The sequence below is a fragment of the Streptomyces sp. AC558_RSS880 genome, assembly GCF_019049255.1.
Classification (GTDB): domain Bacteria; phylum Actinomycetota; class Actinomycetes; order Streptomycetales; family Streptomycetaceae; genus Streptomyces.
Genome location: NZ_JAGMUJ010000161.1, coordinates 47,590 through 73,583 on the forward strand (window position 1 = coordinate 47,590; position 25,994 = coordinate 73,583).

Here is a 25,994-nt window from a genome sequence, read left to right on the forward strand (position 1 = left end):
GAGGAATCCTGGGGCGGGGTTCTCGCCCCCGCCTCCCCTTCCCACCCGCCCCTGGGGGCTGCGCCCCCAGCCCCCCTTCGGCCCTGAGCGGGCCTCGTCCTCAAGCTCCCCCGGACGGGCCGGTTCGCTGCCCGTACCCCCGCAGGCGTTCCCCCACCTCCGCCAGCTGCTCCGGGGTCAGCAGGTGCGGGGACAGGCCCGGGACCGAGGACGCGGTCAGCCAGAGGCGGCACATCCACTCCAGCTGGGCCGTGCGGTCGTAGGCCTGGGCGAGGGTCGTGCCGTGGGTGACGGTGCCGTGGTTCCGCAGGAGGCAGCCGGTGCGGCCGTCGAGGGCGCGGAGCATGTTCTCGGCCAATTCGTCCGTGCCGTACGTCGCATAGCGGGCGACCCGGACGGGTCCGCCGAGTGCCGCGGCCATGTAGTGGATCAGCGGCAGCTCGTCGAGGAGCGTGGAGACGGCCGTCGCGTGCACGGCGTGCGTGTGCACGACGGCGTGCGCGCCGGTGGTCCGGTAGACGGCCAGGTGCATGGGCAGCTCGCTGGTGGGGACGAGCGTGCCGAGGACCTGCCGGCCGGTGAGGTCGACACCCGTCACATCGTCCGGGGTCAGCCGGTCGTACGGCACTCCCGACGGTGTGACCAGGACGGTCTCACCGACCCGTACCGAGACGTTGCCGGAGGTACCGACGACGAGCCCGTCGGCGACGGTCCGGCGCGCGGTGCCGACGAGGTCCGCCCAGGCGCGCGCCTCCTCCTCGCGCACACGCCTCCCCCGCGGATCCCCCACGTCCCGGGCGCCGCCCCCGGCACCCCCCGCTTCCCGTCCGTCCCGCCGCTGCTCAGCCATGCCGCGATCCTGCCAGGCGGCTCACCGGCCCGGGGCACTGTAGGCCGGAAGCCGATCCTCCGTAAGGGTGCATACCAGCACATACACCCCTTCGATTCCTCTTGGCCGGAGATCGTCAGCCATTCAACGATCTTCCCGTAGCGTCTGGGGCCTCTCGTGCACCACGTCGCCATTCCGGGGGGAAACATGGCCCGTGATCACACACCGTCGCCCCGCCTCCGCGGCCGCCGCCTGCTCACCGCCTCCGTGGCCGCGCTCGCCCTCGGCGGCACCCTGCTCGCCGAGGTTCCCGCGTCGGCGGCGAGCCGCCCGACGGGGCACGACGTCTCGTCGCACCAGAAGAACGTGGACTGGCCGTCCGCGAAGGCCGGGGGCGCCCGCTTCGTCTACGTGAAGGCGACCGAGTCCACCACCTACCGCAACCCGTACTTCGCCCAGCAGTACCAGGGCTCCCACCGCGCCGGGCTGCTGCGCGGCGCCTACCACTTCGCCCTGCCGGACCGGTCCTCCGGCCGCGCCCAGGCGGCCCACTTCGTCCGCCACGGCGGCGACTGGACCGCCGACGGCCGGACCCTGCCGCCCGCGCTCGACCTCGAGCACGACCCGTACGACAAGAAGCACAGGTGCTACGGGCTGAGCAGGACACGGACGACCGGCTGGATCCGGTCCTTCAGCGACGAGGTCCGGCGGCTCACCGGCCACCGCCCGGTGATCCACACGACCACCCACTGGTGGAACACCTGCACCGGGAACAGCCGCGCCTTCGCCGCCGACCACGCCCTGTGGATCGCCCGGTACGACGCGTCGGGCCCCGGCCCGCTGCCCGCCGGCTGGTCGACGTGGACCTTCTGGCAGTACGACAACGGCGGCGGCACGCTTCCGGGTGACCAGAATCTCTTCAACGGCTCACTCGACCGGATGAAGAGGTTCGCCCAGGGCTCCTGAAGGCCCGCACCGCGGGGCCTCCCGCGCCACACGGCGGCGGCTGCGCCGTCCGGCGGAGCGCCCACCCCCTCTTACGGTCACCGCGATGCCCATTCCAGTTCATCTTCCGTTCACCCTGGTTACCTACGTTCGACCAACCAATGACCTCGAACGAATGCCTGGGTAAATGGAAAGCTTCTCGCTGATCCTCGCGATTGTGGTGGTGACCGCACTCGCGTTCGATTTCACGAACGGTTTCCACGACACCGCGAACGCGATGGCGACGACCATTTCAACCGGTGCCCTCAAGCCCAAGGTCGCGGTGGCCATGTCCGCCGTGCTGAACCTTGTGGGCGCCTTCCTCTCGGTGGAGGTCGCCAACACGATCTCCAAAGGACTCGTCGACGAGTCCGGCATCCGTCCCGAGGTCATCTTCGCCGCGTTGGTCGGCGCGATCCTCTGGAACCTCCTGACCTGGCTGGTCGGCCTGCCGTCCAGCTCCTCGCACGCCCTCATGGGCGGTCTGATCGGCGCCACCGTCGCCTCCGCCGGCCTCGGCGCGGTGCACGGCGACGTCCTCGTCACCAAGGTCCTGATCCCCGCGATCGCCGCCCCGCTGGTGGCCGGGATCGCCGCGATGTTCGCCACCCGGCTGACCTACCGCCTGGGCCGGAAGGCCGAGACCAACGCCTCCGCGAAGGGCTACCGCACCGGACAGATCGCCTCCGCCGGCCTGGTCTCCCTGGCCCACGGCACCAACGACGCCCAGAAGACGATGGGCATCATCACCCTCGCCCTGGTCGCCGGCGGTGCCGTCGCCCCCGACTCCGACCCTCCGCTGTGGGTCATCCTCTCCGCGGGCATCGCCATCGCGCTCGGCACCTACCTCGGCGGCTGGCGCATCATCCGCACCATGGGCAAGGGCCTGACCGACCTCCAGCCGCAGCAGGGCTTCGCCGCCCAGACCAGCGCCGCGACGGTCATCCTGGCCTCCTCGCACCTCGGCTTCTCCCTCTCCACCACGCATTCCGTTTCCGGTTCCGTGATGGGCGCGGGCCTGGGCCGCAAGGGCGGTGTCGTCCGCTGGTCGACGGCCACCCGGATGTTCGTCGCCTGGGGCCTGACGCTGCCGGCGGCGGCCCTGGTCGCCGCGCTCGCCGAGTGGGTCTGCGGCTTCGGCGACTGGGGCACCGCCCTCGTGGCCGTCTTCCTGATCACCTCCAGCGCCGCGATCTGGAAGATCTCCCGGCGCGAGGTCGTCGACCACACCAACGTCAACGACCACGACGGCGCCGACGAGGAGCCGGCCGGTGTGGTGACCACGGCCATGGCCGCCGTCACCCCGCCCCCGGCGGGCACCGTGGCCGAGGACCTCTCGGCCACCATCCCGGCCCCGGCCCCCACCGACCCGGCGGCGCCGGCGGCCCCGCCGGCCACGACGACCGTCTGACCGCGTCCCGGTACGCAGGAAGAAGAACACCATGAAGATCGACTGGGCGGCCCTCGGTTCCGTCTTCGGCGTCAGCCTCGTGGTCACCGTGGCCCTGGTGGGTCTGTTCACCCTCGGCATCAACGGCCTGTCCCGCCGCGAGCGGGCCGCCGCGCAGGGCGAGTCCGCGGCCCTGGCGGTCAGCGCCGCCTACGCCTGCTTCGCGGCGTGCGCGGCGGCGGTGGGGTACGGGATCTACCTGATCATGGCCTGATCACAGATCGTCTCCGTCCGACGGGCGGTGCGGGAGCCTCGGCACCCGCACCGCCCGCTCGCGTGTGCGCACCCCCGCCCACGCACCCCCGCCCGCGGTTCACCCACCGAAGCCCCTCTGTGGGCCTCAGCACACTTCAGCCTCGCAGGTCAACGGCAAGTTGACGGCCCTTCCGGGGCCGTGGTGGACTGCCTCAGCCACTACGGCGGCAGGAGAGGAAGCCGGTGCGATTCCGGCGCGGTCCCGCCACTGTCACCGGGGTAGACACCCCGGGAGCCAGGAACTCTCACCGCCGGTCTCGTCGAACCAGGGCGTGGACACCCTGAGTGAGGACATAACGCCATGCGCGGCTGCCTGCCGAGGTCGATCAGCGACGCTCCGCCCCTTCCCGGGGCCCTCCCTTCCGGATCCTCGGCCGGCTGACCCATGGGTGCCGATCGCGTGTTCGCGTACGGCGCCGCCGCCGGCCTCCTCGGCGACCTGCTGCTCGGCGATCCCCGCCGGGGGCATCCGGTCGCCGCTTTCGGGCGGGCCGCGGCTGCCGTGGAACGGGTGCTGTGGCGGGACGACCGGGGCCGGGGCGCGGTGCACACCGCCGTGTGCGTCGGCGGAACGGTCGCGCTGGGCGGCCTCGCCGCACGCCTCGTACGCTCCTCCCCCGCCGCCTCCACCGCCCTGACCGGTGTCGCCACCTGGGCCGTCGTCGGCGGGACCTCACTGGCCCGGGAGGCCCGCACCATCGGGCGGGCGCTGGAGGCCGGGGACGTCGAGGCGGCCCGGGCGCGGCTGCCGCACCTGTGCGGCCGGGACCCGCAGGCGCTGGACGCCGACGGGATCGCCCGCGCGGTGGTCGAGTCCGTCGCCGAGAACACCTCCGACGCCGTGGTGGGCGCGCTGGTGTGGGGTGCCGTCGCCGGGGTGCCGGGCCTCCTCGGGTTCCGGGCCGTCAACACGCTGGACGCGATGGTCGGCCACAAGTCCCCCCGTCACCGCCGCTACGGCTGGGCCTCCGCCCGCCTCGACGACGTCGCCGGGTGGCCCGGGGCGCGGCTGACCGCCGTACTCGCCGCGCTCGCGGGACCTGACCCGCGCGGGGCCGTGCGGGCGTGGCGCGCGGACGCGGCGAAGCATCCCAGCCCCAACGCCGGGCCCGTCGAGGCGTCCTTCGCGGGCGCGCTCGGCGTACGGCTCGGCGGGACCCTCTCCTACGGCGGACGGGTCGAGCACCGGCCCGTGCTCAACGGCGGCGGGCGTGCCGTCGCCGTGTCCGACATCGACCGGGCGGTACGGCTCTCGCGGCGGGTCGGCTGGCTCGCGCTCGGGGCCGGCGTCCTCGCGCGGAGCGTCATGAAGGGACGTGCATCGTGAGCGGTGGGGGTCTGCTGGTCGCCGGGACCACCTCGGACGCCGGCAAGAGCGTGGTGACCGCCGGGATCTGCCGGTGGCTGGTGCGGCAGGGTGTGAAGGTCGCGCCGTTCAAGGCGCAGAACATGTCGCTGAACTCGTTCGTGACCCGGGAGGGCGCCGAGATCGGGCGGGCGCAGGCCATGCAGGCCCAGGCCTGCCGGGTCGAGCCGGCCGCGCTGATGAACCCGGTGCTGCTCAAGCCGGGCGGCGAGCAGTCCAGCCAGGTGGTGCTGCTGGGCAAGCCGGTCGGCGAGCTGAGCGCACGCGGGTACCACGGCGGGCGGCAGCAGCGGCTGCTGGGCACCGTGCTGGACTGTCTGGAGCAGTTGCGGGGCACGTATGACGCGGTGATCTGCGAGGGGGCCGGCAGCCCGGCCGAGATCAATCTGCGGCGCACCGACATCGTGAACATGGGGATCGCCCGGGGCGCCCGGCTGCCGGTCCTGGTGGTCGGCGACATCGACCGGGGCGGCGTCTTCGCGTCCTTCTTCGGCACCGTCGCCCTGCTCTCCCCCGAGGACCAGGAGCTCGTCGCCGGGTTCCTGGTGAACAAGTTCCGGGGCGACGTGTCGCTGCTGGAACCGGGCCTGGAGATGCTGCACGGCCTGACCGGACGGCGCGCGTACGGCGTGCTGCCCTTCCGGCACGGCCTCGGCATCGACGAGGAGGACGGACTCAGGGTGTCGCTGCGCGGCGCCGTACGGGAGTCCGTGGTCGCCGCGCCGGTCGGCGAGGACGTGCTGCGGGTCGCCGTCTGCGCGGTGCCGCTGATGTCCAACTTCACCGACGTGGACGCGCTCGCCGCCGAACCGGGCGTCGTGGTGCGGTTCGTGGACCGCCCCGAGGAGCTGGCCGACGCCGACCTCGTGGTCGTACCGGGCACCCGCGGGACCGTACGGGCCCTGGAGTGGCTGCGGGAGCGCGGACTCGCCCGGGCGCTGAAGCGGCGGGCGGCCGAGGGGCGGCCCGTGCTCGGGATCTGCGGGGGCTTCCAGGTCCTCGGCGAGCACATCGAGGACGACGTGGAGAGCCGCCGGGGCCACGTGGACGGCCTCGGGGTGCTGCCCGTGCGGGTGCGGTTCGCGCGGGAGAAGACCCTCACGCGTCCGTCGGGCGAAGCCCTCGGGGAGCCCGTCGAGGGGTACGAGATCCATCACGGGGTCGCCGAAGTCCAGGGCGGGGAACCCTTCCTGGACGGCTGCCGGGTCGGACAGACCTGGGGCACGCACTGGCACGGCTCACTGGAGTCGGACGGTTTCCGGCGGGCCTTCCTGCGCGAGGTGGCCGCCGCCGCGGGCCGCCGCTTCGTGCCGGCCCCCGACACCTCGTTCGCCGCGCTGCGCGAGGAGCAGCTCGACCGGCTCGGCGATCTGATCGAACAGCACGCGGACACGGACGCGCTGTGGCGGCTCATCGAGTCCGGCGCGCCGCAAGGACTGCCCTTCATTCCACCGGGAGCGCCCGCATGAGCACTGTGTTGTTGTTGTCGACCGCCGACACGGACCTGCTGGCGGCCCGTGCGTCGGACGCCGCCTACCGGATCGGCAACCCGACCCGGGTCGACGTACGGGAGGAGCTGCCGGGCCTGGTCGAGGGCGCGGACGTCGCCGTCGTGCGCCTGCTGGGCGGCAAGCGGGCCTGGGAGGACGGACTCGCGGCGCTGAAGGCCGCCGGCGTCCCGACCGTCCTGCTGGGCGGCGAGTCCGTGCCGGACGCGGAGCTGATGGCGGAGTCGTCGGTGCCGGCCGGGGTGGTGGCGGAGGCGCTGCGCTATCTCGTCGAGGGCGGGCCCGACAACCTCACCCAGCTCGCCCGGTTCCTGTCCGACACCGTGCTGCTGACCGGCGAGGGCTTCGACGAGCCGCGGAAGATGCCGGAGTACGGCCTCCACGGCGAGCGGGCGTTCACCGAGGGCCGCCCGACGGTCGGCGTGCTCTTCTACCGCGCCCACCAGCTCAGCGGCAACACCGCCTTCGTCGACACGCTGTGCGACGCCATCGAGGCCCACGGCGCCAACGCGCTGCCCGTGTACTGCGGTTCGCTGCGCGGCGCGGACGCCGGGCTGTACGAGCTGCTGAGCCGGGCCGACGCCCTGGTCGCCACCGTCCTCGCGGCGGGCGGCACGCACGCCTCGCAGGCGTCGGCGGGCGGCGACGAGGAGGCGTGGGACATCGGCGCGCTGGCCGACCTGAACGTCCCGGTGCTCCAGGGGCTCTGCCTCACCTCCTCCCGGGCCGCCTGGGAGGAGTCGGACGCCGCCCTCTCCCCCATGGACGCGGCGATGCAGGTCGCGATCCCGGAGTTCGACGGGCGCCTGGTCACCGTGCCGTTCTCCTTCAAGGAGCAGGGCCCCGACGAGGTGCCGGTCTACGTCGCCGACCCCGAGCGGGCCTCGCGGGTCGCCGGGATCGCCGTACGGCACGCGGCGCTCAGGCACAAGCCGAACGCCGACAAGAAGCTCGCGCTGGTCTTCACCGCCTACCCGACCAAGCACTCCCGCGTCGGCAACGCGGTGGGGCTGGACACCCCGGCCTCGGCGGTGCGGGTGCTGGACGCGCTGCGGGACGCCGGGTACTCGCTGACCGAGTACCCGTCCGGCGGCGACGAGTTGATCCACCGGCTCATCGAGGCCGGTGGCCACGACGTCGAGTGGCTGACGGAGGACCAGCTGGCGGCGGCGCCCGCGCGGGTGCCGCTGGCGGACTACCGGGCGTGGTTCGAGAAGCTGGACCCGGAGCTGCGGGACGGGATGCGGGAGGCGTGGGGAGAGCCGCCGGGCTCGCTGTATGTGGACGGGGACGACATCGTGCTCGCCTCGCTCCGGTTCGGGAACGTCGTCGTCATGATCCAGCCGCCGCGCGGCTTCGGGGAGAACCCGATCGCGATCTACCACGACCCCGACATGCCGCCGTCGCACCACTACATGGCCGCCTACCGGTGGCTGGAGAACAGTTTCGGCGCCGACGCGATCGTGCACATGGGCAAGCACGGCACGATGGAGTGGCTGCCCGGCAAGGGCCTCGGCCTGAGCGCCGGGTGCGCGCCCGACGCGGTCCTCGGCGACCTGCCGCTGATCTACCCGTTCATCGTCAACGACCCCGGCGAGGGCACCCAGGCCAAGCGGCGCGGGCACGCCACGGTCGTCGACCACCTCGTGCCGCCGATGGCGCGCGCCGACACCTACGGCGATCTGGCGAAGCTGGAGCAGCTGCTCGACGAGTACGCGCTCGTCTCCGACCTGGACCCGGTGAAGGCGCCGGCGGTCCGCGCGCAGATCTGGACGCTGGTCAAGGCGGCCGAGCTCCACCACGACCTGCACGTGGACGACCAGCCGGACGACGACGCGTTCGACGAGTTCGTCATGCACATCGACGGCTACCTGTGCGAGATCAAGGACGTGCAGATCCGCGACGGGCTGCACATCCTCGGCGGCGGCCCGGTCGGTGAGCCGCGCGTCAACCTCGTGCTGGCCGTGCTGCGCGCCTCGCAGGTGTGGGGCGGGCAGGCGAACGCGCTGCCGGGCCTGCGGGCGTCCCTGGCCGAGCACTTCGGGCTGGTGGAGAAGGAGCTGCTGGCCGAGCCGGGCGCGCCGGTGAAGGCGCCGGTGGAGCTGACGGACCTGGTGGACGGCCCGGCGCGTTCGGCCGCCGACGCGATCGACCTGCTGGAGCAGCTGTGCCGGCGGATCGCGGAGGGGATGGAGGAACGCGGCTGGGCGGCCGACGCGGTCCCCGCGCTGGTGCGGGAGGTGCTGGGCACCGAACTGCCCGACGCGGTGGCCGTGGTGCGGTTCGCGTGCGAGGAGGTCGTGCCCCGGCTGGCCCGGACGACGGACGAGATCGGGCACATCCTGCGGGCGCTGGACGGCGGTTACGTCCCGGCGGGTCCGTCGGGTTCACCCACGCGCGGGCTGGTCAACGTGCTGCCGACCGGGCGGAACTTCTACTCCGTCGACCCGAAGGCCATTCCGTCCCGGTTGAGCTGGGAGGTCGGGCAGTCGCTGGCGGACTCGCTGATCCAGCGGTACCTGAGCGACACCGGTGAGTACCCGAAGTCCGTCGGCCTCACGGTCTGGGGCACGTCCGCGATGCGCACCCAGGGCGACGACATCGCCGAGATCCTCGCGCTGCTGGGGTGCCGTCCGGTGTGGGACGACGCGTCGAGGCGGGTGACCGGGTTCGAGGTGGTCGGCCTCGAGGAGCTGGGCCGGCCGCGCATCGACGTCACGGTCCGCATCTCCGGGTTCTTCCGGGACGCGTTCCCGCACGTGGTGGGGCTGATCGACGACGCGGTGCGGGCGGTGGCGGAGCTGGACGAGCCCGCCGAGTCCAACTACGTACGGGCGCACGCCGACGCGGACACCGCCGAGCACGGCGACCGGCGGCGGGCCACGGCGCGCGTCTTCGGCTCCAAGCCGGGCGCGTACGGGGCCGGTCTGCTGCCGCTGATCGACGCGCGGAACTGGCGCTCCGACGCCGACCTCGCCGAGGTGTACGCGGTGTGGGGCGGCTACGCCTACGGGCGCGGGCTCGACGGGCGCGCGGCGCGCGGGGACATGGAGACGGCGTTCCGGCGGATCGCGGTCGCCGCGAAGAACGTGGACACCCGCGAGCACGACCTCGTCGACGCCGACGACTACTTCCAGTACCACGGCGGCATGGTCGCCATGGTGCGACACCTGACGGGGTCGAGTCCGGAGGCGTACGTCGGTGACTCGGCCACCCCGGACCAGGTGAAGACCCGGACGCTCGGCGAGGAGACGCACCGGGTGTTCCGCGCCCGCGTGGTCAACCCGCGCTGGATGGCGGCGATGCGGCGGCACGGCTACAAGGGTGCCTTCGAGATGGCGGCGACCGTCGACTACCTCTTCGGGTACGACGCCACGGCCGGGGTCGTGGACGACTGGATGTACGAGAAGCTCAGCGCGGAGTACGTCTTCGACCCGGAGAACCGGGACTTCATGAAGAAGTCCAACCCGTGGGCCTTGAGGGGCATCACGGAACGCCTTCTGGAGGCGGCGGACCGTGGCCTCTGGGCGGAGCCGGACCAGGAGACCCTGGACCGGCTCCGGGCGACCTACCTCGAACTTGAGGGAGATCTGGAGGGAGACGAGTGACCTTCCGCCCGATCCCCGCGTGTGCGGGGAGCACACCAGCACGCCACCAACCGCGGGGCTCACGGCCGGACCATCCCGGCACAAGCCGGGAGCACCCGTCCAAGCTGCCCGGCCAGGCCCCTTGGAGCCACCTTTCCCATCCCCTTTCACTCGTAGGAGGGAACACCGCGTGAGCACGCATTTCCCTTTCACAGCCGTCGTCGGTCAGCGGGATCTGCAACTCGCCCTGCTTCTCAACGCTGTCGCACCGAACATCGGCGGCGTGCTGGTGCGCGGTGAGAAGGGCACGGCGAAGTCGACGGCGGTGCGCGCGCTCTCGGCGCTGCTGCCGGAGGTCGCCGTGGTGCCCGGCTGTCGCTTCTCCTGTGATCCCTCGACTCCGGACCCGGCCTGTCCTGACGGGCCGCACGAAACCGGCGGCGGTGCCGCACGGCCCGCCCGCATGGTCGAACTGCCCGTAGGCGCCTCCGAGGACCGGCTGGTCGGCGCGCTCGACATCGAGCGGGCGCTGGCCGAGGGTGTGAAGGCCTTCGAGCCGGGTCTGCTGGCGCAGGCACACCGGGGGATCCTCTACGTCGACGAAGTCAACTTGTTGCACGACCACTTGGTCGACCTGTTGCTCGACGCTGCCGCCATGGGTGCCTCGTACGTCGAGCGCGAGGGTGTCTCCGTACGGCATGCCGCTCGCTTTTTGCTCGTCGGGACCATGAATCCCGAGGAAGGCGAACTGCGGCCCCAGTTGCTTGACCGGTTCGGGCTGACCGTCGAGGTGGCCGCCTCGCGCGAACCCGACCAGCGGGTGGAGGTCGTCCGGCGGCGTCTGGCGTACGACGACGATCCGGCCGCCTTCGCCGCGTCTTGGGTCGACGAGGAGGCCGCGGTGCGGCAACGGATCATCGCCGCCCGCTCGTTGTTGCCGCAGGTGCGCCTCGGTGACTCGGCGCTGCGGCAGATCGCGACGGTGTGCAGTGCGTTCGAGGTGGACGGCATGCGGGCCGACATCGTGATGGCGCGTACGGCGACCGCGCTGGCCGCCTGGGCCGGGCGGACGGATGTGCTCGCCGAGGACGTGCGGCAGGCGGCGCTGCTGGCCCTCCCCCACCGGCGCAGGCGGAATCCCTTCGATGCGCCGGGCCTCGACGAGGACAAGCTCGACGAGACGCTGGAGGAGTTCGGGGGCGACGACGATCCCGACACCGATCCGGACGGGCCCGACGGGGGTGGCGGGCAGCCGCCCGTGGAGGGTCCGGAGGGCGGTGGTGACGCGGAGGCTCCGGCCGAGGCCGGGGAAGCCGGGGAGGTCGAGCAGCCCGCGGGGGCCGGCTCCGGTGAGCGGTCCCCGGTGGGTGCCGCCGAGCCGTTCCGTACCAAGGTGCTGAGCGTGCCCGGGATCGGTGAGGGTGACGCCGGGCGGCGGTCGCGGGCGCGGACCGAGCACGGGCGGACGACGGGGGCACGACGGCCGAACGGTGCGCTGACCAAGCTGCACCTGGCCGCCACCGTCCAGGCTGCGGCGCCGCATCAGCGGGCGCGGGGGCGGTCCGGGCCGGGTCTTGTGGTGCGCCGGGACGATCTGCGGCAGGCCACGCGCGAGGGGCGTGAGTCGAACCTCGTGCTGTTCGTCGTGGACGCCTCCGGGTCCATGGCGGCGCGGCAGCGGATGAGTGCCGTGAAGGGTGCCGTGGTGTCGCTGCTGCTCGACGCCTACCAGCGGCGGGACAAGGTGGGTCTGGTGACCTTCCGGGGGTCGGCGGCCGATGTGGCGCTGCCGCCCACGTCGTCGGTGGACGCCGCGGCGGCCCGGCTGGAGTCGCTGCCGACCGGCGGGCGGACCCCGCTGGCGGCGGGGCTGCTCAAGGCGCACGACGTGCTGCGGGTGGAGCGGTTGCGGGACCCGGCGCGGCGGGCGCTGGTCGTGGTGGTGACCGACGGGCGGGCGACCGGTGGGCCCGAGCCGGTCGCGCTGGCCTCGCGTGCGGCGCGGCTGTTCGCGGCCGAGGGGGTCGCGTCGGTGGTCGTGGACTGCGAGTCGGGGCCGGTACGGCTGGGGCTTGCCGGACGGCTGGCCGGTGAGCTGGGCGGCAGTGCCGTGACGCTGGACGAGTTGCGGGCCGACTCGATCGCCGGGCTGGTCAGGGATGTGCAGGGGACGTCGAGGAGGGCCGCGTAATGCCGAAGGGACAGCCGAGTGTCGTACCCGATGACGGGCTGACGACGCGTCAGCGACGTAATCGGCCGCTGGTCGTCGTGCACACGGGTGTGGGGAAGGGCAAGTCCACCGCTGCCTTCGGTCTTGCCTTGCGGGCCTGGAACCAGGGGTGGCCGATCGGGGTGTTCCAGTTCGTCAAGTCGGCGAAGTGGAAGGTCGGCGAGGAGAACGCGCTGCGCGTGCTGGGTGCCAGCGGTGAGGGCGGGACCGTCGACTGGCACAAGATGGGTGAGGGCTGGTCGTGGGTGCAGCGCGATCAGCAGATGGACAACGAGGAGAAGGCCCGCGAGGGCTGGGAGCAGGTCAAGCGGGATCTCGCCGCCGAGACGTACAGGCTGTACGTGCTCGACGAGTTCGCCTACCCGATGCACTGGGGGTGGGTGGACACCGACGAGGTCGTGTCCGTGCTGCGGGAGCGGCCGGGGACGCAGCACGTGGTGATCACGGGGCGGAACGCGCCGGAGAAGCTGGTCGGGTTCGCCGACCTCGTGACCGACATGTCCAAGGTGAAGCACCCCATGGATGCCGGGCAGAAGGGGCAGAGGGGCATCGAGTGGTGAGCTCTGTTCCCCGGTTGGTGATTGCCGCGCCCTCGTCGGGGAGCGGCAAGACCACCGTCGCCACGGGGTTGATGGCCGCGCTGTCCGCGCGGGGGTTCGCCGTGTCTCCGCACAAGGTGGGGCCCGACTACATCGATCCCGGGTATCACTCGCTGGCCACCGGCCGGGTGGGGCGGAACCTCGACGCGTATCTGTGCGGGCCGGAGCTGGTGGCTCCGCTGTTCGCGCACGGTGCGCGGGGGTGTGACGTCGCCGTCGTCGAGGGGGTGATGGGGCTGTACGACGGGGCCGCGGGGGAAGGGGAGCTGGCGTCGACCGCGCAGGTGGCGAAGTTGTTGCGGGCGCCGGTCGTGCTGGTCGTCGACGCGTCGTCGCAGTCGCGGTCGGTCGCGGCGCTGGTGCACGGGTTCGTGAGCTGGGATCCGGAGGTGCGGGTCGGGGGCGTGATCCTGAACAAGGTCGCTTCGGATCGGCACGAGGGGTTGTTGCGGGAGGCGTTGGAGTCTGTCGGGGTGCCGGTGCTCGGTGTCTTGCGGCGGGCTGCTCAGGTGGAGACGCCGTCTCGGCATCTGGGGTTGGTGCCGGTTGCCGAGCGGGGCTCTGTGGCTGTCGAGGCTGTTTCCGCGATGGCCGCGCAGGTGGCCTCCGGGTGTGATCTGTCGGCGTTGGTCGCGCTTGCGCGGAGTGCGGGGGCGTTGCCCTGTGCGGCTTGGGATGCGGGTGAGGCTTTGGATGCGGGTGAGGCTTTGGTTTCTTCGCCCCCGCCGCCCCTTCCCGTCCCGTCCCTGGGGGCTGTGCCCCCAGACCCCCTTTCGGCCCTGGACGGGCCTCGTCCTCAAACGCCGGACGGGCTGGATGGTGCCGGACGGGCTGTGAGGGTTGCCGTCGCGGGTGGGAGCGCCTTCACGTTCTCGTATGCCGAGCATGCCGAGTTGCTGACCGCTGCCGGGGCCGAGGTTGTCGGCTTTGATCCGTTGCGGGACGAGGAGCTGCCCGAGGGGACCGCCGGGCTGGTCATCGGTGGGGGGTTTCCCGAGGTGTACGCCTCCGAGTTGTCCGCCAACGAGTCGTTGCGCAAGGCCGTTGCCGAGCTGGCCCTGAGCGGTGCTCCCGTCGCCGCCGAGTGTGCCGGGCTGCTGTATCTGTGCCGGGAGCTGGACGGGCTGCCCATGTGCGGGGTGCTGGACGCCTCCGCGCGGATGTCGGAGCGGCTGACCCTGGGTTACCGGGACGCCGTGGCCGTGGGCGACAGCGCGCTGGCCGCCGCCGGGACGCGGATGCGGGGGCACGAGTTCCACCGGACCGTCGTCGAGCCCGGCGCCGGGGCGCGGCCCGCCTGGGGGATGCGGGCGCCCGAGCGGCGCGTCGAGGGATTCGTACAGCGTGGTGTGCACGCGAGCTATCTGCACACGCACTGGGCGTCCGAGCCCGGTGTCGCCCGTCGGTTCGTGGAGAGGTGCCGGACATCATGAGCAGCAGGCTGATCGGGGTCGGGGTGGGGCCCGGGGATCCGGAGCTGGTGACCGTCAAGGGGGTCAATGCCCTGCGTGCGGCCGATGTCGTCGTCGTGCCCGTCATGGACTCCGGCGAGCGGGGGCGGGCCGAGGCGACCGTGCTGCACTACGCGCCCGCCGAGAAGGTCGTCCGGGTGGTGTTCGCGCTGAACGAGCGGACCGACCGGGCGCGGCGCGAGGCGGCCTGGGACGCCGCCGGTGAGCGGGTCGCCGGGCTGCTGCGGGAGCACGGGTCCGTCGCCTTCGCGACCATCGGGGACCCCAACGTGTACTCGACGTTCACGTATCTCGCCCAGACCATCGTGGAGCTGGTGCCGGACACCGTCGTCGAGACCGTTCCGGGGATCACCGCCATGCAGGAGCTCGCGGCGCGTTCCGGGGCCGTGCTGACCGAGGGGACCGAGCCGCTCACGCTGGTTCCGGTGACCGCGGGGGCCGCCGTGCTGAAGGACGCGCTGGCCGGGCCCGGGACCGTCGTCGCGTACAAGTTCGGGCGGCAGGCCGGTGAGGTCGCCGAGGCGCTGCGGGAGACCGGGCGGATCGGCGACGCGGTGTGGGGGTCGGCGCTCGGGCTGCCGGAGGAGTCGGTCCGGCCGGCCGCCGAGCTGGACGGGGCGCCGCTGCCGTATCTGTCGACGCTCATCGCGCCGCCGCGGCGGGACGGCGGGCGGGGCGGCAAGCTGTGAGCGGGGGCAGGCGGTGCTCAGTGCGCGGCGCCCACCACCAGCCAGACGAACAGCGCCCCCGCGATCGTGCACAGCAGGGTGGAGCGGGCCGGGTGTTCGTGGTGGGCCTCGGGCAGGATCTCGGCCGCCGCGAGGTAGAGCAGGGCCCCGCCGAACAGGCCGAGGTAGCCGCCGAGCAGCGGTTCCGGGAGGGTGAAGAACAGCGTCGACGCCGCGCCGACGACCGGTGCCGCCGCGTCCGCGAACAGCATCGTCAGCGCGCGGCGGCGGGCGTTGCCGTAGACGCGCGTGAGCGTGTACGTGTTGAAGCCGTCCGCGAAGTCGTGGGCGACCACGGCCACCGCGACGGCGGCGCCCATGCCGCCGCCGACCTGGAAGGCCGCGCCGATCGCCACGCCGTCCATGGCGCTGTGGCCGACCATCGCGGCGGCGGCGGTGAGGCCCACTTCGGGCGTGCGGCCGTTGCTCTCCTCGGCGCCGTGCGCGGCCTGCCGGTGGGCCAGCAGGCGTTCCACCAGATGGGCCAGCAGGAAACCGGCGACGAAGAACAGCAGGGCCGCGGGGACGCCGTACACCTCGGTGCCGGCCGCCTCCAGGGATTCCGGGAGGAGTTCGAGGCCGACGACCCCGAGCATCAGGCCGCCGGCCAGGCCCAGCACCAGGTGGCGGCGGTCGGTCACGCGGTGCGCCGCCCAGCCGCCGGCCAGCGTCATCAGGAACGCGCCGAGCGCGACGAGGACCGCCATGTGTTCTTCGTATCCGATCGACGGCCGGTCGCGCACGCGTGACAGCCGCTCACCGCCCACCGACTTTGACCACGCACAGGAGAGGACCGATTCCCATGGCCGACGCCCCCACCGGCAAGGTGACCTTCGTCGGGGCCGGGCCCGGCGCCGCCGATCTGCTGACGTTCCGCGCCGCCCGCGCCATCGCCGAGGCCGATGTCGTGATCTGGGCCGCCAGCCTGGTGCAGGAGGAGGTCCTCCAGCACGCTCGGGAGGGCGCGGAGATCCTCGACTCGGCGACGATGTCCCTGGAGGACGTCGTGGCCGTCTACGAGCGGGCCCGCGCGGAAGGGCTGAAGGTCGCGCGGATCCATTCGGGCGACCCCGCGCTGTGGGGCGGGACGCAGGAGCAGGTCGACCGGTGCGCGGAGCTCGGCATCGCGACGGAGATCGTGCCCGGGGTGTCGTCCTTCTCGGCCGTCGCGGCGCTCGCGCAGCGCGAGCTGACCATTCCCGAGGTGGCGCAGTCGGTCGTGCTGACCCGGCTCGGCGGCGGCAAGACGCCGATGCCGCCGGGTGAGGAGGTCCGCGAGTTCGCGCGGCACGGCACCACCATGGCGGTCTTCCTGTCGGCCGCCCGCAGCGGGCAGCTGGTGCGGGAGCTGCTGGAGGGCGGCTATCCGACGTCCACGCCGGTCGTCGTCGCGTACCAGGCGACCTGGCCGGAGGAGCTGGTCGTGAAGTGCACGATCGGCACGCTGGAGGAGACGGTCAAGGAGCACAAGCTGTGGAAGCACACGCTGTTCCTGGTCGGTCCGGCGCTCGCCGCGCACGGCACCCGCTCGCACCTGTACCACCCGGGTCACTTCCACGGTTTCCGCAAGGCCGATCCCGAGGCGCGCCGGGCGTTGCGTTCGCGGGGTGCGAGCACGTGATCACCGTCGTCGGGATGGGGGCCGGGGCGACGGTCGACGCCGAGGTGACGGCGGGGGCGGAACTGGTCGTCGGCGGGCGGCGGCACCTGGACGCCGTACGGCTTCCGGAGGGGGCCGAGCAGGTCGTGCTCGGGCCGCTGGCGCCCGCGCTCGACACCGTGGGGAAGTACGTGGCCGAGGAGCGGCCGGTCGTGGTGCTGGCCTCCGGGGACCCCGGGTTCTTCGGGATCGTGCGGGCGCTGGCCGAGCGGTTCGGTCCGGAGCGGCTCGACGTGCGGCCCGGTGTCTCCTCCGTGTCCGCCGCGTTCGCGCGGACCGGGCTGACGTGGGACGACGCCGTGGTGGTCAGCGCGCACGGGCGGGATCCGCGTACGGCGGTGCATCTGTGCCGGGCGCATCCGAAGGTCGCCGTGCTGACGGGTCCTGGGGCGGGGCCGGCCGAGCTCGGGGCGGCGCTGCGGGACACCGGGCGCGTGCTGGTCGTCGCCTCCGCGCTCGGTTCCGACCGGGAGCGGGTGGAGCGGGTGACGCCCGCCGAGGCCGCCGCGCGGGACTGGGGTGCGGCGGTGAGCGTGGTGCTGTGCCTGGACGAGGCGCGGGCTCTCGGGCCCGTACGGACCGTCGCGGGCGGCGTCGGGCAGCCCGCCGGCTGGGCGCTGGACGAAGCGGAGTTCGACCACCGCGACTCCATGATCACCAAGTTCGAGGTGCGGGCCCTGGCCCTGGCCCGGCTCGGGCCGCGCCCCGGTGAGCTGGTGTGGGACGTCGGCGCGGGGTCGGGGTCCGTGGCCGTGGAGTGCGCGCGGCTGGGGGCCGCCGTCACCGCCGTCGAGAAGGCGGCGGACGGGGTGGAGCGGGTCCGCGCCAACGCCGCCGCGCACGGGGTCGACGTGCGCGTGGTGCACGGGGCGGCGCCGGATGTGCTGGCCGGCCTCGACGAGGACCCCGACGCGGTGTTCGTCGGCGGGGGCGGGCGGGAGCTGCCGGCCGTCGTCACGGCGTGCGCGCGGCGGGCCCGACGGACCGTGGTGATCGCCATGGCGGCCCTCGACCGGGTTCCGGCGGCCCGTGCGGCGCTGACGGACGCCGGTTTCTCCTGCGACGGCGTGCTGGTGCAGTCGTCGCGGCTCGCGCCGCTGCCGGGGGACGTGACCCGGCTCGCGGCGACCAATCCCGTTTTCCTGCTGTGGGGCGTCAGGCTCCCGGCGCACAAAGAAGGAGTCGACGAGTGATCGGCCTCATCTCCGCCACCGCCGCCGGAGCGGCTGCGCGGGACCGGCTGGCCGCCGTGTGGCCGGACCGTACGCGCGTGTACGAGGGTCCCGTGCCGGACGCCGTACGGGCCGCGTTCGCCGAGTGCGAGCAGCTCGTGTGCTTCCTCGCCACGGGGGCCGTGGTGCGGCTGGTGGCACCGCTGCTGGACGACAAGGCGAGCGACCCGGGCGTGGTCTGTGTCGACGAGGGCGGACGGTTCGCGGTGTCGCTGGTCGGCGGGCACGGCGGCGGGGCGAACGAGCTGGCCCGCGCGGTCGGCGAGGTGCTGGGCGCCGAGCCGGTGGTGACGACGGCGACCGACGCGGCCGGTCTGCCGGGTCTGGACACCCTCGGTCTGCCGGTGGAGGGGAACGTCGCCGCCGTGTCGCGGGCCCTGCTGGACGGCGAGGCGGTGGCGCTGCGCGCCGAGGTGGCCTGGCCGCTGCCGCCGTTGCCGGTCGCGGACGGGGGGTCGTACACGATCCGGGTCACGGACCGGCTGGTCGAGCCGGGCGAGCGGGAGGCGGTGCTGCGGCCGCCCACGCTCGTCGTCGGCGTCGGCGCCTCGAAGGGCGCCCCCGCGGACGAGGTGCTCGGCCTGATCGAGGACGCCCTGCGCGGGGCCGGGCTGTCGGCGGCGTCGCTCGCCGGGCTGGCCACCGTGGACGCCAAGGCCGACGAGCCCGGCATCGTGGCGGCGGCCCGGCGGCTCGGGGTGCCCCTGGTGACGTACGCGGCCGAGGAGCTGGCGCGGGTCGAGGTGCCCAACCCGTCGGACGCGCCGCTGGCCGCCGTCGGCACCCCGTCGGTCGCGGAGGCCGCCGCGCTGGTGGGCGGGGGCGAACTGCTCGTGCCCAAGCGGAAGTCGGCGGCGCGGCCCGCGATGGCGACCTGTGCCGTCGTACGGCGGCCGGGGCGCGGGCGGCTCGCGGTGGTGGGGCTGGGGCCCGGCGCCCGGGACCTGCTCACCCCGCGGGCGAAGGCCGAACTGCGGCGCGCCTCCGTGCTGGTGGGGCTCGACCAGTACGTCGACCAGATCCGCGATCTGCTGCGGCCGGGCACGCGGGTGCTGGAGTCGGGGCTCGGGGCGGAGGAGGAGCGGGCCCGCACGGCCGTCGCCGAGGCCCGGCGCGGACAGGCGGTCGCGCTGATCGGCAGCGGGGACGCCGGGGTGTACGCCATGGCGTCCCCGGCGCTCGCGGAGGCGTCCGACGACATCGACGTGGTCGGGGTGCCCGGTGTGACGGCGGCGCTGGCGGCCGGGGCGGTCCTGGGGGCGCCGCTGGGCCACGACCACGTGTCGATCAGCCTGTCCGACCTGCACACACCGTGGGAGGTCATCGAGCGGCGGGTGCGGGCGGCGGCCGAGGCGGACCTCGTGGTGACGTTCTACAACCCGCGCAGCCGGGGCCGTGACTGGCAGCTGCCGAAGGCGCTCTCGATCCTCGCGGAGCACCGGGAGCCGGCCACACCGGTCGGGGTCGTGCGCAACGCGTCCCGCGCGGACGAGTCGAGCCGGCTGACCACGCTGGCCGCGCTCGATCCGGCGACGGTCGACATGATGACGGTCGTGACCGTGGGCAACACGGCGACCCGTGAGATCGCGGGGCGCATGGTCACCCCGCGTGGCTACCGCTGGCAGGAGGAGGCGCGGTGAACCGCGTGGTGCACCCCATCGAGCAGGAGTCCTTCCGGCGGCTGCGCGCCCGCCTCGACACCTCGCACTTCCCGCCGCTGACCCGGGCGGTCGTGGAGCGGGTCGTCCACTCCGCGGCCGACCTGGAGTACGCGTCCGACCTCGTCATGGACGAGGGCGAGTTGGCGAAGGCGCACGCCGCGCTGCACGCCGGGGCGCCGGTCGTGGTGGACGTGGAGATGGTCGCGGCCGGGATCACCCGGCGGGAGACCGTGTGCCGGCTGAGGGACGCCGTCGCCGGTCCCGGCCTGACGCGTTCGGCGCACGCCGTGCGGCTGGCGTACGAGGAGGTCGGGCCCGGTGCCCTGTGGGTGATCGGCTGCGCGCCGACCGCCCTGGAGGAACTGCTGACCCTGGACGCCTCCCCCGCGCTCGTCATCGGGCTGCCCGTCGGTTTCGTCGGCGCGGCCGAGTCCAAGGCCGCGTTGCGGGAGAGCGGGCTGCCCGCCGTGAGCAACGTGTCCGAGAAGGGCGGGTCGGCGGTCGCCGCCGCCGCGCTCAACGCCCTGCTGTACCACACCGTTTCGTCCGAGGAGAACCTGTGACCACCCCGCCCGCCCTGCTCATCGCCGGCCACGGCACCCGGGACGACGCCGGAGCGGAGGCGTTCCGTGACTTCGTGCGGGAGCTGGGGCGCCGCCACCCCGGACTGCCCGTCGCGGGCGGCTTCATCGAGCTGTCCCCGCCGCCGCTGGGCGAGGCCGTCGCCGAGCTGGTGGAGCGGGGGGCGCGGCGGTTCGCCGCCGTGCCGCTGATGCTGGTGTCCGCCGGGCACGCCAAGGGGGACATTCCGGCCGCGCTGGCCCGCGAGAAGGAACGGCACCCCGGGATCTCGTACACCTACGGCCGTCCGCTGGGCCCGCACCCCGCGCTGCTGAGCGTGCTGGAGCGGCGGCTGGCGGAGGCGGTCGACCCCTCCTGGGACCCCGCCGAGGTGACCGTGCTCCTGGTGGGGCGCGGATCGACGGACCCGGACGCCAACGCCGAGGTGTTCAAGGCGGCGCGGCTGCTGTGGGAGGGGCGCGGGTACGCGGGCGTGGAGACGGCGTTCGTGTCGCTGGCGGCGCCGGACGTGCCGGGCGGCCTGGACCGCTGCGCGCGGCTGGGGGCGCGCAGGGTCGTGGTCCTGCCGTACTTCCTGTTCACCGGGATCCTGCCGGACCGGGTGCGGCTGCAGACCGAGGAGTGGGCGGCGGCGCACCCGGAGACGGAGGTGCGCTCTGCGGACGTCATCGGGCCCGAGCCGGAGCTGCTGGATCTGGTGTGGGAGCGGTACGAGGAGGCCGTGAAGGGTGATCTGCGGATGAACTGCGACTCGTGCGTGTACCGGATCGCGCTGCCCGGCTTCGAGGACAAGGTGGGGCAGCCGCAGCAGCCGCACTTCCACCCGGACGACGACGGCCACCACCATCACGGGCACGGCCACGCGCACTCCCATGCGCACTGAGCCGACGGCCGGCGGGCACGATCTGCGGCACCACGGGGACGCCGAGGTCCGCGACGACGGCTCCGCGCTGGTCGACCTCGCGGTGAACGTCCGCGCGGACACGCCTCCGGGGTGGCTGCGGGAGCACATCGCCGGGTCGCTGTCGGGGCTCGCCGCCTACCCGGACGGGCGGGCCGCGCGGGCGGCGGTGGCGGCGCGGCACGGGCTGCCGGTGGAGCGGGTGCTGCTGACGGCCGGGGCGGCGGAGGCGTTCGTGCTGCTGGCGCGGGCGCTGAAGGTGCGGCGGCCGGTGGTGGTGCATCCGCAGTTCACGGAGCCGGAGGCGGCGCTGCGGGACGCCGGGCACACGGTGGACCGGGTGCTGCTGCGGGAGGCGGACGGCTTCCGGCTGGACCCGGCGGCGGTGCCGGAGGACGCGGACCTGGTGGTGATCGGCAACCCGACGAACCCGACGTCGGTGCTGCACCCGGCCGCCGCCGTCGCCGGGCTGGCCCGCCCCGGGCGGACGCTGGTGGTGGACGAGGCGTTCATGGACGCGGTGCCGGGCGAGCGCGAGGCGCTGGCCGGGCGGACGGACGTCCCCGGTCTCGTCGTCCTGCGCAGCCTCACCAAGACGTGGGGCCTCGCGGGGCTGCGCGTCGGCTACGTCCTGGCGGCCCCGGAGACCGTCGCGGACCTGGAGCGCGCGCAGCCGCTGTGGCCGGTGTCCACGCCGGCGCTGGCGGCGGCGGAGGCGTGCGTGGGGGCGGCGGCCCTCGCGGAGGCGGCCGGCGCGGCCCGCCTCGTCGCGGCGGACCGCGCGCATCTGGTGGCGGGGCTGCGGGAGTTCGCCGTCCACGGTCTGCGGGTCGTGGAACCCGCCGAGGGGCCCTTCGTCCTGGTCCGGCTGCCGCACGCGGCGACGGTACGACGACGGCTGCGCGCCCTCGGCTACGCGGTGCGCCGTGGGGACACGTTCCCGGGGCTGGACGAGGGGTGGCTGCGGCTGGCGGTGCGGGACCGGGGGACGGTGGACGGGTTCCTGTGCGCGCTGGGGCAGGTGCTGGAAACAGCCTGATGCGCCCCCGCGGGCTGAAAATCAGCCCCTCCGGCGTTCGAGGAGCGGGGTCCGGGGCGGAGCCCCAGGTTCGGGACGGGAAGGGGCGGCGGGGGGAGCGATCGTGCACCCAGCGTGGAAACGGTTCCGGTTCCGGGGCACGGCGCCCCGCCCTATCCGACCACGCGCCCGTTGAGCACCACCCGGCGCGGATCCGTCAGCGCGCGGACGTCCGCGCGCGGGTCGGAGTCGTAGACCACCAGGTCCGCCGGGGCGCCCTCCTCCAAGCCGGGGCGGCCCAGCCACGCGCGGGCCGCCCAGGTCCCGGCGGCCAGCGCCTCGACCGGCGGAATGCCGGCCTTGGCCAGTTCCGCGACCTCGTCGGCCGCCAGGCCGTGCGGGAGGGTGCCGCCGGCGTCCGTGCCGACGAACACGGGGACGCCGGCGTCGTAGGCGGAGCGCACGGTGTCGTAGCGGCGTGCGTGGAGCCGGCGCATATGGGCCGACCAGCGGGGGAACCTGGACTCGCCGCCGTCGGCGAGCGCGGGGAAGGTGGCGATGTTGACGAGGGTGGGGACGATCGCGACGCCCCGTTCGGCGAAGAGGGGGATGGTGTCGTCGGTGAGGCCCGTGGCGTGCTCGACGCAGTCGATGCCGGCCTCGACCAGGTCCCGCAGGGAGTCCTCGGCGAAGCAGTGCGCGGTGACACGGGCGCCCAGCCGGTGCGCCTCGGCGATCGCCGCCTCCACGGCGCCGCGCGGCCAGCAGGCGGACAGGTCGCCCAGGTCGCGGTCGATCCAGTCGCCGACCAGCTTCACCCAGCCGTCGCCGCGCCGGGCCTCCTGGGCGACGTACGCGACGAGGTCGTCGGGTTCGACCTCCCAGGCGTAGTTCCGGATGTAGCGGCGGGTGCGGGCGATGTGCCGACCGGCCCGGATGATCTTCGGGAGGTCGTCACGGTCGTCGATCCAGCGGGTGTCGGAGGGCGAGCCCGCGTCGCGCAGCAGCAGGGCGCCGGCGTCGCGGTCGGTGAGCGCCTGCTTCTCGGCGACGTCCGCGGGGACCGCGCCGTGCCGGTCGAGACCCACGTGGCAGTGGGCGTCGACCAGGCCGGGCAGCGCCCAGCCGGTGACGGTGCGGATGTCGCGGGCGCCGGCGGGACGGTCGTAGGAGATCCGCCCGTCGACGACCCACAGTTCGTCGCGGACCTCGTCCGGGCCGACGAGGATCCGCCCCTTCACGTGCAGCACCGCTCGTTCGCTCATACCCGGCACCCTAATGAGGCGCTACCCGGACCCGCCCACCTGGTCCGAGGTCTCCTCCTCCACGTCCGCCATGGCGGGGTCGAGGAGGCGGGAGAGGAAGTGGCGGGTGCGTTCGTGCCGGGGGCGGCCGATGACCTGCTCGGGGGTGCCGTCCTCGACGATCACTCCGCCGTCCATGAAGACGACCCGGTCGGCGACCTCGCGGGCGAAGGTCATCTCGTGGGTGACGACCATCATCGTCATGCCCTCGTCCGCGAGCATCCGCATGACGGCGAGGACGTCGCCGACCAGCTCGGGGTCGAGCGCCGAGGTCGGCTCGTCGAACAGCATCACCTCGGGGCCCATGGCCAGTGCGCGGGCGATGGCGACGCGCTGCTGCTGGCCGCCGGAGAGGGAGGACGGGTAGGCGTCGGCCTTCTCGGCCAGCCCCACCCGCCGGAGGTTCTCGGCGGCCACCTTCGCCGCCTGCGCCTTGTCCCGCCCCAGCACCCTGCGCTGCGGCAGCGTGAGGTTCTCGGTCACCGTGAGGTGCGGGAAGAGGTTGAACTGCTGGAAGACCATGCCGATGCGGCGGCGTACGGCGTCGATGTCGACGTCCGGGTCGGTGAGTTCGGTACCGCCGACGAAGACCTGGCCCCCGGTGGGCTCCTCCAGGAGGTTCACGCACCGCAGCAGGGTCGACTTGCCCGACCCGGACGGGCCGATCACGCAGACGACCTCGCCCTGGCCGATCTCCAGGTCGATGCCGCGCAGCACCCGGTTGTCGCCGAAGGACTTGTGCAGACCGCTGACGCGGATCTCCGGTCGGCTCATTTCACGGCCTCCTGGGCCTTGGCCTCCATGCGGCGCACGACGAAGCCGAGCGGGATGGTGATCAGCAGGTAGCACAGCCCGGCCACCAGGATGGGGGTGGAGTTGGCGGTCTGGCTGGCGAGGTCGCGGCCGTACTTGGAGAGTTCGCGTTCCTCGAGGGTGACGCCGAGGAACAGCACCAGCGAGGAGTCCTTGAAGAGCAGGACGAGTTCGTTGGTGAGCGGCGGGAGGATGATCCGGAAGGCCTGCGGGATGATGATGGAGACCATGGCCCGGGCGGGCGAGAAGCCCAGCGAACGGGCCGCCTCCATCTGTCCCTTGGGCACGGCCTGGATGCCGGCCCGGATCGTCTCCGCCATGTACGCGGCGGCCACCAGGCCGAGCGCGAGGGCGACCTTGCCGTAGGTGCCGCCGATGATCTCCGTGCCGGGGAAGGCGAGCGGCACGGCGACGCCGATGAAGATGAAGATCAGCAGGGCGGGCAGGCCGCGGAAGATCTCGATGTAGACGCCGGCCAGCCAGCGGTAGGGCCCGACGGACGAGAGCCGCATCAGCGCGATCACCATGCCGAGGGCGAGTCCGACGGCGAAGCCGGTGACCGTGTAGAGCACGGTGTTCTTCAGCGCCAGCGTGATGACGTCGGGGAACATCCGCTCGGCGATGTCGGCCTGCGCGAACTGGTTCTGCAGCCGGTCCCAGTCGGCCGTGACCGCGAAGGCGATCACGGCCGCGACGAAGACGGCGTACTGGATGCCGCGCGACAGACCGCGTTTCTGGCGCCGCGTCAGGCCCTTCTTCTTCGGCTGGAGTCGCTGCTTCTCCGTGTCGGTCATGGGCTCAGGACGCGGCCGGCGAGGCGGCGGACTCGTCGTACGGGCCGATCCACTGCTCGTAGAGCTTCTTGTACGTGCCGTCGGCCTTGGCGTCCGCGAGCGCCTTGTCGACGGCCTCGCGCAGCTCGGTGTTGCCCTTCTTCACCGTGAAGCCGTACTGCTCGCCGGTGTCGATCTGCTCGGCGACCTCGAAGGCGTCGGCGTTGGCCTTGTCCTTCAGCCAGCCCTGGACGACCGGGTAGTCGATGACGACGGCCTTGACCTGGCCGGTGCGCAGGCCGTTGAGGACGGCGTCGGAGGACTCGAAGGAGACCGGGTCGAAGCCCTGCCCCTTGACGTAGTCCTCGCCGGTGGTCTGCGCCTGCGCGCCCAGCTTGACGTTCTCGGACTTCACGTCGGCGAGGGAGCTGACGCCGCTCTTCTTGTCGACGAGGACGGCCTGGGTGGCGTTGAAGTACGGGTCGGAGAAGTCGACGTTCTTCTTCCGCTCCTCGGTGATGGTCATGCCGGCCGCGGCCAGGTCGCACTCGCCGGAGTTGAGGAAGGCGCCGGTCTTGAAGTTCTCGAAGGGCGTGTCGAGGATCTCCTGCTTCACGCCCAGGTCGTCGGCGACCAGGTCGATCAGCGCGACGTCGAAGCCCTGCACCTTGCCGTCGATCTCCGACTGGAAGGGCGGGTACGGGAGGTGGGTGCAGGTGGTGAGCTGCCCCGCCTTGACGAGCTCGACCCCGCCGGCGGCGGTCTTCGAGCCGCTGCCTCCGTCGTCGCTGGAGGTGCAGGCGGACAGGAGGACCAGCCCGGCCGTCGCGGTGGTGGCGGCCAGAACACGGGTCCGGCGGCCGAGGAGCGTCTTCACGGGAGCCTCCTGTCAGGGAACTGTGAGTTCCGATTATAAGGAGAGGTTTGAGGGCCTCAAACCAAACCGATGGTCGCGGGGTCGCCCGGCCTGAGAACCCTGCGGTCGGGCCGCACCCCGGGCGAAGGTTTACCCTCGACTTCGTCGTACGTACCCGCGCAGTCG

The 25,994-nt window shown here is 73.4% G+C and carries 22 protein-coding genes and 1 riboswitch; of the genes, 16 read left to right on the forward strand and 6 right to left on the reverse strand.

All coding sequences use genetic code 11. The features are described from left to right. Nucleotides 1-100 precede the first annotated feature (100 nt). Nucleotides 101-850 (reverse strand): class II aldolase/adducin family protein, encoded by a 750-nt coding sequence (locus KUM38_RS36285; protein WP_217136089.1) that lies wholly within the window; start codon nt 848-850, stop codon nt 101-103. Nucleotides 851-1,036: 186 nt separating this feature from the next. Here KUM38_RS36285 and KUM38_RS36290 point away from each other — a divergent pair, with 186 nt between their 5' ends. From KUM38_RS36290 to cobI, 10 genes are all read left to right on the forward strand, one after another. Beyond that, nucleotides 1,037-1,795, forward strand: coding sequence for a lysozyme (locus KUM38_RS36290; protein ID WP_217136090.1), 759 nt, complete (start codon nt 1,037-1,039; stop codon nt 1,793-1,795). Between the two features lie 166 nt (nt 1,796-1,961). Beyond that, the gene (locus tag KUM38_RS36295) at nt 1,962-3,224 is read left to right on the forward strand and encodes an inorganic phosphate transporter (protein ID WP_217136091.1); all 1,263 of its coding nucleotides are present in this window, start codon (nt 1,962-1,964) and stop codon (nt 3,222-3,224) included. Nucleotides 3,225-3,255: 31 nt separating this feature from the next. Beyond that, nucleotides 3,256-3,477: a hypothetical protein gene (locus tag KUM38_RS36300; RefSeq protein WP_217136093.1), complete on the forward strand. Its 222-nt coding sequence runs from the start codon at nt 3,256-3,258 to the stop codon at nt 3,475-3,477. Nucleotides 3,478-3,644: 167 nt separating this feature from the next. Then, nucleotides 3,645-3,783: riboswitch (cobalamin riboswitch) on the forward strand. Nucleotides 3,784-3,903: 120 nt separating this feature from the next. Then, nucleotides 3,904-4,845, forward strand: coding sequence for a cobalamin biosynthesis protein (locus tag KUM38_RS36305; RefSeq protein WP_217136094.1), 942 nt, complete (start codon nt 3,904-3,906; stop codon nt 4,843-4,845). Beyond that, nucleotides 4,842-6,353, forward strand: a complete 1,512-nt coding sequence (locus KUM38_RS36310) for a cobyric acid synthase (protein WP_217136096.1) — start codon at nt 4,842-4,844, stop codon at nt 6,351-6,353. The genes KUM38_RS36305 and KUM38_RS36310 overlap by 4 nt, the downstream gene beginning before the upstream one ends. Then, nucleotides 6,350-10,000: a cobaltochelatase subunit CobN gene (gene cobN / locus KUM38_RS36315; protein ID WP_217136098.1), complete on the forward strand. Its 3,651-nt coding sequence runs from the start codon at nt 6,350-6,352 to the stop codon at nt 9,998-10,000. Before KUM38_RS36310 ends, cobN begins: the two co-directional genes overlap by 4 nt. A 169-nt stretch (nt 10,001-10,169) precedes the next feature. Next, nucleotides 10,170-12,170: a putative cobaltochelatase gene (locus KUM38_RS36320; RefSeq protein WP_217136101.1), complete on the forward strand. Its 2,001-nt coding sequence runs from the start codon at nt 10,170-10,172 to the stop codon at nt 12,168-12,170. Further along, the gene (gene cobO, locus KUM38_RS36325) at nt 12,170-12,769 is read left to right on the forward strand and encodes a cob(I)yrinic acid a,c-diamide adenosyltransferase (RefSeq protein WP_217136103.1); all 600 of its coding nucleotides are present in this window, start codon (nt 12,170-12,172) and stop codon (nt 12,767-12,769) included. Before KUM38_RS36320 ends, cobO begins: the two co-directional genes overlap by 1 nt. Next, nucleotides 12,763-14,241 carry a cobyrinate a,c-diamide synthase gene (locus tag KUM38_RS36330; RefSeq protein ID WP_217136105.1) on the forward strand — a complete coding sequence of 493 codons (1,479 nt, stop codon included), beginning with the start codon at nt 12,763-12,765 and terminating at the stop codon, nt 14,239-14,241. Before cobO ends, KUM38_RS36330 begins: the two co-directional genes overlap by 7 nt. Then, the gene (gene cobI, locus KUM38_RS36335; protein WP_217136106.1) at nt 14,238-14,969 is read left to right on the forward strand and encodes a precorrin-2 C(20)-methyltransferase; all 732 of its coding nucleotides are present in this window, start codon (nt 14,238-14,240) and stop codon (nt 14,967-14,969) included. The genes KUM38_RS36330 and cobI overlap by 4 nt, the downstream gene beginning before the upstream one ends. A 17-nt stretch (nt 14,970-14,986) precedes the next feature. On the opposite strand, the gene KUM38_RS36340 is transcribed toward cobI, so the two are convergent. Then, on the reverse strand, nt 14,987-15,715 hold the full coding sequence (locus KUM38_RS36340; protein WP_217136107.1) for a ZIP family metal transporter: 729 nt from the start codon (nt 15,713-15,715) through the stop codon (nt 14,987-14,989). Nucleotides 15,716-15,810: 95 nt separating this feature from the next. Here KUM38_RS36340 and cobM point away from each other — a divergent pair, with 95 nt between their 5' ends. The 6 genes from cobM to cobC are packed head-to-tail and all read left to right on the forward strand — an operon-like array spanning nt 15,811 to nt 22,083. Beyond that, nucleotides 15,811-16,629 (forward strand): precorrin-4 C(11)-methyltransferase, encoded by an 819-nt coding sequence (gene cobM / locus KUM38_RS36345; RefSeq protein ID WP_217136108.1) that lies wholly within the window; start codon nt 15,811-15,813, stop codon nt 16,627-16,629. Next, nucleotides 16,626-17,861 carry a precorrin-6y C5,15-methyltransferase (decarboxylating) subunit CbiE gene (gene cbiE, locus KUM38_RS36350; protein WP_217136109.1) on the forward strand — a complete coding sequence of 412 codons (1,236 nt, stop codon included), beginning with the start codon at nt 16,626-16,628 and terminating at the stop codon, nt 17,859-17,861. Before cobM ends, cbiE begins: the two co-directional genes overlap by 4 nt. Beyond that, on the forward strand, nt 17,858-19,540 hold the full coding sequence (gene cobJ, locus KUM38_RS36355; RefSeq protein WP_217136110.1) for a precorrin-3B C(17)-methyltransferase: 1,683 nt from the start codon (nt 17,858-17,860) through the stop codon (nt 19,538-19,540). Before cbiE ends, cobJ begins: the two co-directional genes overlap by 4 nt. Beyond that, complete coding sequence (locus tag KUM38_RS36360) at nt 19,537-20,124, forward strand: precorrin-8X methylmutase (protein ID WP_217136111.1); 588 nt, start codon at nt 19,537-19,539, stop codon at nt 20,122-20,124. The genes cobJ and KUM38_RS36360 overlap by 4 nt, the downstream gene beginning before the upstream one ends. Beyond that, nucleotides 20,121-21,026 carry a sirohydrochlorin chelatase gene (locus tag KUM38_RS36365; protein ID WP_217136112.1) on the forward strand — a complete coding sequence of 302 codons (906 nt, stop codon included), beginning with the start codon at nt 20,121-20,123 and terminating at the stop codon, nt 21,024-21,026. Before KUM38_RS36360 ends, KUM38_RS36365 begins: the two co-directional genes overlap by 4 nt. After that, nucleotides 21,016-22,083, forward strand: a complete 1,068-nt coding sequence (gene cobC / locus KUM38_RS36370; protein ID WP_217136114.1) for an Rv2231c family pyridoxal phosphate-dependent protein CobC — start codon at nt 21,016-21,018, stop codon at nt 22,081-22,083. Before KUM38_RS36365 ends, cobC begins: the two co-directional genes overlap by 11 nt. Before the next feature lie 152 nt (nt 22,084-22,235). Here cobC and KUM38_RS36375 read toward each other — a convergent pair whose 3' ends face one another. Genes KUM38_RS36375 through KUM38_RS36390 form a run of 4 tightly spaced genes read right to left on the reverse strand, consistent with a single transcriptional unit; the run spans nt 22,236 to nt 25,829 of the window. After that, nucleotides 22,236-23,327, reverse strand: coding sequence for an amidohydrolase family protein (locus KUM38_RS36375; protein WP_217136116.1), 1,092 nt, complete (start codon nt 23,325-23,327; stop codon nt 22,236-22,238). Between the two features lie 21 nt (nt 23,328-23,348). Further along, nucleotides 23,349-24,140, reverse strand: a complete 792-nt coding sequence (locus tag KUM38_RS36380) for an amino acid ABC transporter ATP-binding protein (RefSeq protein WP_217136118.1) — start codon at nt 24,138-24,140, stop codon at nt 23,349-23,351. Continuing rightward, the gene (locus tag KUM38_RS36385; protein WP_217136120.1) at nt 24,137-24,973 is read right to left on the reverse strand and encodes an amino acid ABC transporter permease; all 837 of its coding nucleotides are present in this window, start codon (nt 24,971-24,973) and stop codon (nt 24,137-24,139) included. The genes KUM38_RS36380 and KUM38_RS36385 overlap by 4 nt, the downstream gene beginning before the upstream one ends. A 4-nt stretch (nt 24,974-24,977) precedes the next feature. Continuing rightward, complete coding sequence (locus KUM38_RS36390) at nt 24,978-25,829, reverse strand: ABC transporter substrate-binding protein (protein ID WP_217136122.1); 852 nt, start codon at nt 25,827-25,829, stop codon at nt 24,978-24,980. Nucleotides 25,830-25,994 lie beyond the last annotated feature (165 nt).